This is a genomic window from Marivirga sericea, from assembly GCF_900177665.1.
In the GTDB taxonomy this organism is placed as follows: Bacteria; Bacteroidota; Bacteroidia; order Cytophagales; family Cyclobacteriaceae; genus Marivirga; species Marivirga sericea.
Genome location: NZ_FXAW01000001.1, coordinates 1,084,820 through 1,096,957, shown reverse-complemented (window position 1 = coordinate 1,096,957; position 12,138 = coordinate 1,084,820). Strand labels below are relative to the sequence as shown.

The 12,138-nt window shown below is 35.6% G+C and carries 10 protein-coding genes; 4 read left to right on the top strand and 6 right to left on the bottom strand.

The genetic code is table 11. The features are described 5' to 3' along the window. Positions 1-35: 35 nt before the first annotated feature. From B9Y84_RS04530 to B9Y84_RS04520, 3 genes are all read right to left on the bottom strand, one after another. On the bottom strand, positions 36-1,964 hold the full coding sequence (locus B9Y84_RS04530) for a GAF domain-containing protein (protein WP_085515886.1): 1,929 nt from the start codon (positions 1,962-1,964) through the stop codon (positions 36-38). A gap of 169 nt (positions 1,965-2,133) precedes the next feature. After that, on the bottom strand, positions 2,134-4,341 hold the full coding sequence (locus B9Y84_RS04525; RefSeq protein WP_085515885.1) for a sodium-translocating pyrophosphatase: 2,208 nt from the start codon (positions 4,339-4,341) through the stop codon (positions 2,134-2,136). A 210-nt stretch (positions 4,342-4,551) separates the two neighbouring features. Next, positions 4,552-4,959 (bottom strand): hypothetical protein, encoded by a 408-nt coding sequence (locus B9Y84_RS04520; RefSeq protein WP_176223710.1) that lies wholly within the window; start codon positions 4,957-4,959, stop codon positions 4,552-4,554. A 161-nt stretch (positions 4,960-5,120) separates the two neighbouring features. Here B9Y84_RS04520 and hppD point away from each other — a divergent pair, with 161 nt between their 5' ends. From hppD to B9Y84_RS04500, 4 genes are all read left to right on the top strand, one after another. Next, on the top strand, positions 5,121-6,215 hold the full coding sequence (gene hppD, locus B9Y84_RS04515) for a 4-hydroxyphenylpyruvate dioxygenase (protein WP_085515884.1): 1,095 nt from the start codon (positions 5,121-5,123) through the stop codon (positions 6,213-6,215). 93 nt (positions 6,216-6,308) lie between these two features. Continuing rightward, a complete protein-coding gene (locus B9Y84_RS04510; RefSeq protein WP_085515883.1) occupies positions 6,309-7,277 on the top strand; it encodes a nucleoside hydrolase in 969 nt (322 codons plus the stop codon). A gap of 5 nt (positions 7,278-7,282) precedes the next feature. Next, complete coding sequence (locus tag B9Y84_RS04505; RefSeq protein WP_085515882.1) at positions 7,283-9,004, top strand: phospho-sugar mutase; 1,722 nt, start codon at positions 7,283-7,285, stop codon at positions 9,002-9,004. Between the two features lie 71 nt (positions 9,005-9,075). Beyond that, on the top strand, positions 9,076-9,576 hold the full coding sequence (locus B9Y84_RS04500) for a metallophosphoesterase family protein (protein ID WP_085515881.1): 501 nt from the start codon (positions 9,076-9,078) through the stop codon (positions 9,574-9,576). Between the two features lie 478 nt (positions 9,577-10,054). Here B9Y84_RS04500 and B9Y84_RS04495 read toward each other — a convergent pair whose 3' ends face one another. The 3 genes from B9Y84_RS04495 to B9Y84_RS04485 form a co-directional block, all read right to left on the bottom strand. Next, complete coding sequence (locus B9Y84_RS04495; protein ID WP_085515880.1) at positions 10,055-10,489, bottom strand: hypothetical protein; 435 nt, start codon at positions 10,487-10,489, stop codon at positions 10,055-10,057. A gap of 98 nt (positions 10,490-10,587) precedes the next feature. After that, on the bottom strand, positions 10,588-11,025 hold the full coding sequence (gene secG / locus B9Y84_RS04490) for a preprotein translocase subunit SecG (protein ID WP_085515879.1): 438 nt from the start codon (positions 11,023-11,025) through the stop codon (positions 10,588-10,590). 4 nt (positions 11,026-11,029) lie between these two features. Continuing rightward, a complete protein-coding gene (locus tag B9Y84_RS04485; RefSeq protein WP_085515878.1) occupies positions 11,030-12,106 on the bottom strand; it encodes a tetratricopeptide repeat protein in 1,077 nt (358 codons plus the stop codon). Positions 12,107-12,138 lie beyond the last annotated feature (32 nt).

The window sequence follows — 12,138 nt, the reverse complement described above, 5'->3', positions numbered from 1 at the left end:
CGGAATCCTATAACAGCCCAGAATTTATTATGTTCTCAAAATTTATCTTTCTTAATAAATATGCAAGCAATTTTAATTGCATTCCCATGTTCATCAGAAACAGGCATAAAATGTGCGACAACAGGTAGTTCATGACCTTGCTTATCCATCAATGTTGCTGATTTGCTCATTGACATATGATCTGTTACGTCATTCCAAGTTTTGCTCCAATCAACATCTTCTTCATCAATGAATAATTTCTTTCGGTCTAAACCAATCAAATCTTCACTGTCCCAACTTGTTTGGAATTCTATTTGGCTGTTGATTTCGAGAATTTTTCCGTCTTTATCAAATTCAGCCACCATAGTTGAAATGCTTACTGCCTGATTAAAAGCACCCATTTCACGGCTTTGTCGTTCCATTTCTTCTTGAGTTGCTTCGAGCTCTTCTGCATTTTGTCGCATTTCTTCTTCTTGAGCTTGTAATTGCTCTGCTTTCATTTGCGATTCTTCTAAGAGCTTTTTCGTTTCAAGAGAAACCTGTAATCCCTGAATTGTAGAAGCTATGCTTTCACCTACTTTCTCAATAAATTCGTTGTGATAGTCCTCATAAGGCTGAAATGAGGCAAGTTCAATGATTCCAAACACTTCTTCATTTAATTTCATAGGGCTTATCAAAACATGAGTTGGATTAGCCTCACCTAAGCCAGAACGAATAGAAACATAGTTTTCAGGAATTTCAGATAAATAGATAAACTCCTTTTCTAAATAACATTGTCCAACTAGGCCTTGCCCAGGGCTGAGTTCTTTTTCTAGGAATTTTTTTCTATGATAAGCATAAGCTCCTTTGAGTACAATTTTAATGTTTTCTTGATCTTCTTTATTTACAATAAATATGGAACCTTGAATCGAATTGGTATATTCAGCTAATTCAGAGATAAGTTTAGCCGATAAGTCTTCTATATTATCGTCATTCTTTCGTAGAATATCGCCAAATTTGGCGATGCCTTCATTAAACCATACCCTTCTTTTGTCTTGTTGGGCTACATTTTGAAGTTTTATGCGCATGTCAGCCAAAGATTGACCGAGATGTCCCTCATTATCAAATACGGTAATATCAGTGCTGAAATCACCTTTTCCAACTTCATCAGCAAATCTTGTTATGCCTGTCAAGTTTCTAGTGAGTTCGTTCAGTGCTTTTATGATGGAGTTGAGTTCATCCTCTGACTCTTTCATTTCTTTAGGAAGGTTACCGTGGGCCAAGTCACGAATATTAACCTTTAAATATTTAATTCTTAAAAGAACAGAACGAATTATGTAGAGTGCGATTGCAGTACTTATAATAAAAGCTATTATAAATTCAATAGTCAGAATCAGAGGGATGCTGCTTTCCGCTTCTTCAATATTTTGAATTGCCTTTTCTTCTGCTTCGGCTAATTCTCCTTTAATGCTATTGATGATGAAAGTTAGATGCATAATGTCATCAATGACATCCTCACCGTTTAGTTTATCGTAATTTAGATCGGAAAGCGCTTCTTTTTGTTTACTCTTTATCTTTGGTAAATGAGCATTAAGCTCTTCAGTAAATGTAATTACTTCTTCATCCCCAAATTCTCTTACCAAACTATCAAGTTTTTCTACTTTAGGATAAATGTCATTATACCATCTATTTTCTATGTCATTCTTAAAAAAATCATCTTCTGTACTAATGTAGCGAAATGATAAGATAGTAGTTAGATATACAAGCTGTTGAATTTCAGCAGCAATTCTACTACTGTTTTTGTTAAGTGCTATTAATTCTTTCCCCTTGTTAACCTGCTTTTTCCAAGATTGATTACTGCTGATGAGCATAATAATAGCAAATGCTCCCATCAAAAGAAACCCGATGGTAATTCTCCCTTGAAGTGTCTTAAAATCGATACGAATATATTTTTTAAGGGAAGACTTCTTTTTTTGTCTGTTTTCTTGAGATTTTTTTTCTGCCATTAGGTCTAGATTTGTATTACTTCAAAAAGTAGCAGCAAAATATAAATGATTTGCTGTAAATACAATAAAAGCATTGTGAATTGGTGTGAGATTATTCTTTTATCAGTCTTATAAAAAAAGGTTAGTTGGATTTCCAACTAACCTTTTCAATTGTCTTAGAGAGTAAAAATTATTTCTCAGCTTTGATTACTTCAGCTTTTTCAACTACTATTTCTTTAGATTCTTTCTTCACTTCTGCAGTGCTGTGATCTTTAACAGAAATATGAGGAGCGATTACTAAGGCTACAATAGACATTAATTTAATCAAAATATTCATAGATGGTCCCGATGTATCTTTGAATGGATCACCCACAGTATCACCAGTAACAGAAGCTTTGTGTGGTTCAGAACCTTTATACTCCATTTTGCCATTGATTTCTACTCCTTTTTCAAATGATTTCTTAGCATTATCCCAAGCTCCACCAGCATTGTTTTGGAATATACCCATTAAAACACCTGATACGGTTACGCCTGCTAGTAAACCACCTAAGATTTCAGCAGAAGAAGTTTCCGCAAATACTCCTTTTAAGCCAAATCCAACTAGCAAAGGAGTAATTAAAGCAATAGCACCCGGTAAAATCATTTCCCTGATAGATGCTTTAGTTGAAATATCCACACATTTTTCATATTCAGGCTTTGTAGTGCCTTCCATGATGCCTGGCATTTCTTTGAATTGTCTTCTTACTTCTTGGACCATATCCATAGCTGCTCTACCTACCGCGGCAATAGCTAAAGAAGAGAAGATAAATGGAATCATTCCACCCACAAATAGGGCAGCTAAAACTGGTGCTTTATAAATATCTATTGAATCAATACCTGAAATTCCTACGAAAGCAGCAAATAAAGCTAATGCAGTTAATGCAGCTGAAGCAATGGCAAAACCCTTACCAGTTGCAGCAGTTGTATTTCCAACAGCATCCAAATTATCTGTTCTGTCTCTTACTTCTTCTGGTAAGCCGCTCATTTCAGCTATACCACCAGCATTATCAGCAATTGGTCCAAAAGCATCAATTGCTAACTGCATAGCAGTTGTGGCCATCATACCTGCTGCTGCAATTGCAACACCATAAAGCCCTGCAAATTCATATGAAACAACAATACCCACAGCTAATACCAATATTGGCATAACAGTAGATTGCATTCCAACAGCCAGGCCACCAATGATGTTAGTTGCAGCTCCAGTACTTGATTGCTTGACAATTGATAGAACAGGTTTTCTACCCATAGCTGTATAGTATTCAGTGATGATACTCATTAACGCACCAACAATCAGACCTGTGAAGATTGCCCAGAAAACGTCCATATTAGTAAATGCATAATCTCTGATGATCATGGTTTCAGGAAGCATCCATCTTACAAGAAAAAATGAAGCTACTACAGTTAAAATAATTGAAGACCAGTTACCCCAGTTAAGAGCCTTTTGAACGCTATCCGTTTCATTTTTAACACGTACGAATAAAGTACCTATTATTGAGAATACTAATCCTAATCCCGCAATAATCATTGGCAGTAGGATAGGGGCTATACCGCCAAATTGATCTTCAGAAATAATTTCTCTACCTAATACCATTGAGGCTAAAATTGTAGCCACATAAGAACCAAATAAATCGGCACCCATACCTGCCACATCACCTACATTATCTCCAACATTATCAGCAATTGTAGCCGGGTTTCTTGGATCATCTTCGGGTATTCCTGCTTCAACTTTTCCTACTAAGTCAGCTCCAACATCGGCTGCTTTCGTATAAATACCACCACCAACACGGGCAAACAAAGCAATAGACTCAGCCCCTAATGAGAAACCTGCCAATACTTCTAAAGCTTTCTCCATTTCCAGACCGTTTACGTCTCCGCCTGTTTGGATTACATACATATTATATAAGAAGATAAACAATATACCCATTCCAAAAACAGCAAGACCTGCAACTCCTAATCCCATTACAGTTCCGCCAGAAAAAGATACTTTTAGGGCTTTTGCTAAGCTAGTTTTTGCAGCTTGAGTGGTTCTAACATTTGCTTTTGTTGCGATATTCATCCCAACGTAACCCGCAAATGCCGAAAATACAGCTCCTATCACAAAAGATATTGCAATAACAGGAGAAGATGTCTCTACAAGTGTTCCTGAATAAGCCAATAATATACCGGCAATGATCACAAAGTAGAACATAACTTTCCATTCAGCTCTTAAAAATGCCATAGCTCCCTTAGCTATGTAGCCTGCTAATTCCGTCATTCTTTCATCTCCGGCATCCTGTTTTGATACCCAAGCGGATTTTATAGCCATAACAATCAGTCCCACGATCCCGAGAATCGGGACAATCCAGATAATATTGCTCATAAGTTTTCTTTATTTTTTTAAACCCTGCAAATATAGATGGATGATTGGGAAATGGAAATAAAATATGGAAAGAAAATGATGATTGGGTTTTTGAACGAATTGCAATAGTTCGTTTGGCTATAGAATGATTTTCCTGATTTTTGATTTTTTTATAAAAAAAAATCCTGCTCTGAATTAGAGCAGGATTTAAGTATTTTTTTTAAGCGCAAATTATTTGGCTCTCCAAACCACCTCTTTATGATCATTTCCCGCTTGAAGTACTATTCGAGTTGGCTGTGGTGCCAATGCCAAAGTTACTTTTGCACTTGCAAAGTCATCAGCTTCAACTAATACGCCATGGCCAGGAGCTACATCAATTGAATCTCCATCCACAATGTATTCGTCAGCTAAATAAGCTATAGGCAGTAATACGTCATTATCAGGGCAGAATTCATCATGAACCTCGGCTAATGCTTCTTCCAAGTATTCACCATAATTTTCAATAAAATCGTCCTCCATGTCATGAAGCTCTTCTTCAATTTTATCATAATCTTTATCAGCATAAGTGAGTTTGCTCAATGCAATTTTCGCTTTTACTAATTCTGTTAAATCTTGATCTAACTTTTTAATATCTATCATGCTTAAGTGCTGTTATTTTCTAAACGTAAAATTCTTTAGATTGCCAATAACTTCCAAGTAAATGGAAGACTATTTAGGAATAGTTTCAGATTTATTTCAATTACTGTCTAAAAAACATAATTTTGAACTATAAAGAAATTATGCAATCGATTTAAACTACTATGGAACAGGATTTTTTGCCAATCAATGGCACCGATTACATCGAATTTTATGTGGGTAATGCAAAGCAATCAGCCATGTATTATCAAACAGCTTTTGGTTTCGAGTTAAAAGCTTATGCCGGACCCGAAACAGGAATAAAGGATAGAGCTTCTTATATGTTGCAACAGGGAAAAATCCGATTGGTTTTGACTTCTTCTTTAGCTCCTGATACAGAAGTGGCTCAACATGTAAATCTTCATGGTGATGGAGTAAAAGTATTGGCGCTTTGGGTAGATGATGCGGAATTATCATTCAATGAAACAACAAAAAGAGGAGCAAAGCCACATACTCCTCCCCAAACTATTAAAGATGAGCATGGGGAAGTAACCATAGCCTCTATTCACACATATGGTGACACAATTCATACTTTTGTTAACAGGCATAGCTATAATGGGGTTTTTCTTCCTGGCTTTGTTGAAAAAACAAGTGAATTACCAGCTAAGCCAATAGGTTTGAAATATGTTGACCATTGTGTGGGAAATGTTGGATGGGGAGAAATGAACACATGGGTTGATTTTTATAGAGATGTAATGGGCTTCAATTTGTTAATAACATTTGATGATAAAGACATTGCTACAGATTACACTGCATTAATGTCGAAGGTAGTTTCTAATGGTAATGGTTTTATAAAATTCCCGATTAATGAGCCGGCAGAAGGTAAAAAGAAATCGCAAATTGAAGAATATATAGATTTCTATAAAGGTGCTGGAGTTCAGCATATTGCTATTGCTACAGATGATATAGTTGATACAGTATCTGAAATGCGTAGAAGGGGCGTAGAGTTTTTAAGAGTACCTGATACTTATTATGAAAATTTATGGGAAAGAGTAGGTAAAATAGAAGAGGATATTGAACCCATTAGGGAGAATAATATTTTGGTCGATAGAGACGATGAGGGGTATTTACTCCAGATATTCACTAAACCTGTTCAGGATAGACCGACAGTTTTCTATGAAATTATCCAAAGAAAGGGCGCAAAATCTTTCGGTAAAGGAAATTTCAAAGCTTTGTTTGAGGCAATTGAAAGAGAGCAGGAGTTGAGAGGTAATTTGTAATTTCTTCTCTTTTTATGTGAAAGTCGTTCAGGTCGTTGATTATCAACTTAAAACTGAACGACTTTTTTATTTTTAATATAGGTCCATTTAAATATGAAGCTTGTAGTTCAATATTTGTTAGTTCTCTTTATTAATGTATCAGTCTTTGCTTCTTCTGTAGAAGCAACTCCTAAAAAAGTATGGATTGATACAGATATTATCTTTGATGTTTTTGGGAAGGATGTTGATGATGGTGTTGCGCTCATGTTAGCACTTAATAATCCTGATATTGAAATAGTAGGAATTAGTGTTGTTCATAATGTTGCACATGCTAAAGAGGTAACAGAAAAGATTCTTAAGTATTATGCGGAATACGATATTCCAGTCTATTTAGGTCAAGATGATGCTAGTAAAAGTTATGGTTCTACTAGTCCTGCGGTAGAAGCATTAGCAGCGGCCTTAGAACAGGATTCTCTAGCAGTTTTAGCTTTAGGGCCTGCTACAAACATTGCTAATCTATTGAAATTTTATCCTGAACAAACAAAAAAGATTACTGATATTGTTTTCTGTGCTGGTCGGACAAAAGGGAACGTCTTTAGACCCAAAAGTGCTAGAAAGAACTTACCAGATTATAATTTCGAACTAGATTCAGCATCTTTTCAATATCTTCTGGAAAAAGGGAGCTTAAACATTATTTTGGCTGGCTACGAAGCCGCAGCACCTATATTTATCTACAAAAGTGATCTCAAAAAGTTAAAAGAAAGAAACAATCCTGGAGATAATTGGGTTTTTCGAAAACTTAGAAATTGGCATTTTGGCTGGAGAGTGGCACTTGGAGTTGACGGGTTCATTCCTTTTGATGTAGCAACAGTTGGGGCAATCATATATCCAGAATTTTTTACTATTGAAGATCAAGGGGTTGAAATAAATTATCGAGAAAATGACTCTTATTTTTTAATAAAAGCGGATAAAAAAAACTATCTTGAGGTTGTAGACGGAGCGGAAAGTAAGTATTCGATACGATATGTAGTAGAGACGGATAGTACGTACAAAAATTTTATAGTAAACAAATTATTTAATTAGAACCGATGACATCAGCAGAAAAAGCACAACAATGGTTAGATAGTAGATCAGTAGATGAAACCACCAAAAATCAGATTTTAGATCTTAAAGAAAACAATAAGGAAGAATTTGAAGAGTCATTTTATAAAGATTTAGAATTCGGAACAGGTGGTCTACGGGGGATAATGGGAGTGGGTAGTAATCGAATGAATAAATATACATTGGGAATGGCCACTCAAGGGTTAAGCAATTATCTCAACAAGACTTTTACTGAACAAGGTGTTTCTGTGGCCATTGCTCATGATTGTCGAAATAATGCTGAGGAATTTGCTAAAGTGGTAGCCGATGTCTTTACTGCCAATAATATTAAGGTCTTCTTCTTCGAGAGTCTACGACCTACTCCTGAGCTGTCTTTCGCTATTCGCTATTTGGGATGCAAAAGTGGAGTTGTTTTAACGGCTTCCCATAATCCTAAAGAATATAATGGATATAAAGCATATTGGACAGATGGTGCTCAGATGGTCGCTCCACATGATGTGAATGTCATGAATGAAGTGCAATCTATTACTTCTCTTGACGATGTCCATTTTTCAGGTAAAGATTCACTGATTGAGACTATTGGTACAGCTATTGATGAAGCCTATCTTGATGAGGTAAAGAAAATTTCTCTATTTCCGGATGCTAATGAGGAAGATAAATCGATCGATATAGTGTACTCCTCTATTCATGGAACGGGCATTACATTGGTGCCTAAAGCCTTGGAACTCTTTGGATTTAAAAATGTGCATATAGTTGAGGAACAAGCTGAACCCAACGGAAACTTCCCTACTGTGGTGTATCCTAATCCTGAAGAGAAGGAAGCGATGTCGATGGCATTGGCGAAAGGAAAAAAAGTTGATGCTGATATTGTCATGGCTACTGATCCCGATGCAGATCGAGTGGGGATTGCCATTAAGAATGCTGAAAATGAATTTGAATTGTTGAATGGCAATCAAACTGGCTCCATGCTTATTTATTATTTATTAAGTAGATGGAGTGAATTAGGGAAGTTGGATGGTAAGCAGTATATAGTTAAAACCATTGTTACTACTGAGCTTATAAAGAGTATTGCTGATTCCTATCAAGTAGAGAGCTTTGACACATTAACTGGCTTTAAAAATATTGCGGCAGTAATTCGAGATTTAGAGGGTAAAAAGACCTTCATTGGCGGTGGCGAAGAAAGCTATGGCTATATGATAGGGGATTATGTACGCGATAAAGATGCCATTGCTTCTGTTGCCATGATTGCGGAGATGACCGCTTTTGTGAAATCTCAAGGAAAGACGCTTTATGAATATCTGATTGAAATGTATATGAAGTTTGGTTTCTATCGTGAGGACTTGGTTTCTATTACAAAAAAAGGAAAATCGGGAAGCGAAGAAATTAAGGCGATGATGACAAGATTTAGAGAAGATCCACCGAAGTCATTGGGAGGAACTAAAGTGTTGACTGTTAGGGATTACCAAAAGTCTACTATTCTAGATTTAGAAAGCGGAGTAAAAACGAAATTGAATTTTGATTCTTCGAATGTACTTCAATTTTTCTTAGAAGATGGTAGTAAAATATCTGCTAGACCATCTGGAACGGAGCCTAAAATTAAATTCTATGTGAGTGTGAAAGGCAAGCTAAATAGTGAAAAAAGTTATAAAGAAGATTTCGCTGAACTAGGAGATATCATTAAATCTTATTTAGATGATTTGGATTTATAGGCTTTGCTAAATTCAACTTTTCCGAGTTTTGGAACTTTGGAAAAGTTGAATGTTCTAACTTTCTTTGGCAAATGAAAGTAGGCTTAATATCCGATACACATAGCTTTTGGGATGACAGCATTCCACGCTATTTCAAAGAATGCAATGAAATCTGGCATGCAGGTGATGTAGGGGATACTGGTGAAATTATTGCAAAGCTCAATCAGATTGCTCCGACTCTGGTAGTATACGGAAATATAGATACCCCAGAATTTCAAAGGGAATATCCAGAAGATTTATTCATTGAAAGGGAAGGTGCCAAGATATTTATGACCCACATAGGAGGAAAGCCACCTTCTTACAATCCACGCGTTCGAAAATTGATTCATTCGGAGAATCCAAATGTTTTTATATGTGGGCATTCTCATATCCTTCGGGCTATGCCTGACCCCAAGCATGGAAATTTACTTTACCTCAACCCAGGAGCAGCTGGAAATCAAGGTTTTCATAAAATCAGGACAATGATGCGCTTTGAGATTAATAAGGGGAAAGTGGAGAAGTTGGAGGTGATTGAGTTAGGAAAACGGGGGTGAAGTTGGCAAGTTATCAAGTTGGTGTGTTTACAGGTTTAGCAATTTCTTGTGTAGATAAGTGTTCATTTTTTGCATTCAATTGTTTTTAACTAGCAGTTGTATTTTAGTTTTTGGCAAAACAATAGAATTCTGAAAATCTACAGCAATAAAAAGGAAACCAAAGGGATTTCCTTTTCATTGCTTTGAATAGATAAGATTAAAATGAATAACTAACATTTAGACCTAAACTATGGTATCTAACAGAGCTTTCGAAGAGACCACTTCCACTAGTATTTCCTCTTTATGCTTTGTATAAATAAGATAATCCCCTGTAATAATTTAAACCAATTGATAAATTATCATTAAGTATATAATATGGTCCAGCGTTTCCTAAGAAGTCGAAATTTACCCCATCATTAATGACATATGCTCCATCAAAAGTTCTTCTTTCAAAAAAAGGTTGGAAGTAATAGCGTATTTCTGTGCCAGTAAGAAGTTTTCATTTTTCTGAAATATTGAAAGTGAGTTGAGGATGAAAACCAAAGAAATATCTGGTTTTTGATAAATCTTGATCAATCCAGTCTATTTCATCGAGTTTAATAAAGGTATCATAAGAAAAACCGTTTGTATTTTGAAAATAAGCGATCCTTCGATCTTCGTAAGGAATACCTAAAGTTACACCTCCGTTTATACCAAAAGAAAAATCAATGAAGTTAATTTTGTTATGGGTAAAGCCATTTTCTATTTGAACTTCAGTGGTTTTAAGATCGTTGACATATAGACTATTTTCAAAATCAACAAGCTTGATCTCAAAACTAAGGTAAGTTTCAAATCTGCTGAAACTACCTGAATTCTCTAATGATTCAATTCTTTTTTGAGAGAAGGAGTCAAACGATAATAATAGGCTTAAAATACAGCAGACACTAAGTTTCATTTACATTTGCTTTAATAAATACAGTAGATATTAATTAATTAAAACAAAAAAAGGGAAACCTTTCGGATTCCCTTTTGCTGTGTTTTATAAGTTCGATATTACTCTTCAGTATTTCCGTCTTCAGTTTCGTCTTGAAGCCCCTCAATCAATTCTTGGTTACCACCTTGTTCGCTATCACCTTCCGTAGCTTCTTCACCTTCTGTTGGAGGTAATAGGCCTTCTTCACCACCACTTTCCATTCCAGGAAGTAAGGTTTCATCTTGTGCTTTTTCGATATTAGGACTTGTAAAGCCTGTATCAACTGTTGTTGATTTAATCACAAAAGATGAAGCTAAGCTCAATACCACTAAGCTGATAGCCAACACCCAGGTGATCTTTTCCAGAATATCTCCAGTTCTTTTAACACCTACAACTTGACTAGCTCCTGAACCTCCAAATTGGCTGGACAAACCACCGCCTTTAGAATTTTGAGCCAATACTACCAATACCAACAAAATGGCAACTAAAATGATTAAAGTAATTAATAATGTTAACATGTATTTATGATTCTTTTTTTAACTCATCTATAATTTCGACAAAGTACGTCTTTTTTTGTGGAAATTTCCAAATTAATTTCTTGTAAATATCAATGGCTTTTTGCTTTCTCCCTTGTTTTATCATCAATTTTGCCAAAGTTTCCGAAACTACATCATCTGAAAGGTTGACGCTGCTAGCCGAAAGATCTTCTGCTTCCTGCTTATTTGACTGATTATCAGTGTCTATCCGTTTCGTTAGAATGGGTTCTTTTTCAATAAAATTATTAATGATACTTAATTGTTCCTTTTTGTGAGCATCACTTATTTTCAACTCTTTTCTTGAAGTAATTTCTTCAATTATGTCATGTTCATCTTTTTTAGGCTTTTTTGCGGCAGTTTTCGTTGGCCTTTTACTTTTGGGGCTAGCAGTTTTTTTACTACTTTCTTTTGCTTTCGGAGCGGTTGTTTTTTTTACTGTTGATTTGGTAGGCGTACTTTTTTTTGTTTGGCTAGTTTTTTTTGAACTAGCTGCTTTAGTCTTAGGAGCTGACTTTTTTGCTGTGGTAGTCTTGTTAAGAGTAGCGGTTTTTGGGCTCTTTGCTTTCGAAGTTGTTTTGGTGGCAGTCTTCGTTTTTTTACTGCTGGCTTTCTTTGCTTCGATTCGATCTAAAGTTTTTTGGTAATTTTCTTTTTCGGCTTTAAGCGCTTCCATCTCATGGATTAGATCTTCAAAGAAGGAATCTGGCAAATGCGATGTTGTATTAGAAGGATTATCTTCTATGATGGAATCGGCAAGTGTTTTCGAATTTGATTGTGGTATTTGTTTTTCTTGACTCTCTACGTTCTCTTGCTTACTTTCAAATACGTAATAATCCTCCGTTAAAATCTCCTTTAGATGCTTTCTATCCAAAGCATAAATTGCTGCAGACTGTAAATATTTTTTTTCATTTTGGGGTGAAAACTTTTTTGAACCGATAGTGATGAGAGGCGAAAGCGCTTGAAAATAGGGGTATTCCTTCTTGAGATCAGATAGTTCTCTGAAGTCGGTTTCTTGTAGTTTTGATGGTTGATTAATTAGAGTTGTAAGCCTTTGTTTATCCACTTGGTTCTATTTTAAAGAATTAAAGTTACAAA

Excerpts from the sequence above, each read along its gene's own strand:
- B9Y84_RS04530 (WP_085515886.1), bottom strand. The coding sequence starts at position 1,964 with ATGGCAGAAAAAAAATCTCAAGAAAACAGACAAAAAAAGAAGTCTTCC.
- B9Y84_RS04525 (WP_085515885.1), bottom strand. The coding sequence starts at position 4,341 with ATGAGCAATATTATCTGGATTGTCCCGATTCTCGGGATCGTGGGACTG.
- B9Y84_RS04520 (WP_176223710.1), bottom strand. The coding sequence starts at position 4,959 with ATGATAGATATTAAAAAGTTAGATCAAGATTTAACAGAATTAGTAAAA.
- hppD (WP_085515884.1), top strand. The coding sequence starts at position 5,121 with ATGGAACAGGATTTTTTGCCAATCAATGGCACCGATTACATCGAATTT.
- B9Y84_RS04510 (WP_085515883.1), top strand. The coding sequence starts at position 6,309 with ATGAAGCTTGTAGTTCAATATTTGTTAGTTCTCTTTATTAATGTATCA.
- B9Y84_RS04505 (WP_085515882.1), top strand. The coding sequence starts at position 7,283 with ATGACATCAGCAGAAAAAGCACAACAATGGTTAGATAGTAGATCAGTA.
- B9Y84_RS04500 (WP_085515881.1), top strand. The coding sequence starts at position 9,076 with ATGAAAGTAGGCTTAATATCCGATACACATAGCTTTTGGGATGACAGC.
- B9Y84_RS04495 (WP_085515880.1), bottom strand. The coding sequence starts at position 10,489 with ATGAAACTTAGTGTCTGCTGTATTTTAAGCCTATTATTATCGTTTGAC.
- secG (WP_085515879.1), bottom strand. The coding sequence starts at position 11,025 with ATGTTAACATTATTAATTACTTTAATCATTTTAGTTGCCATTTTGTTG.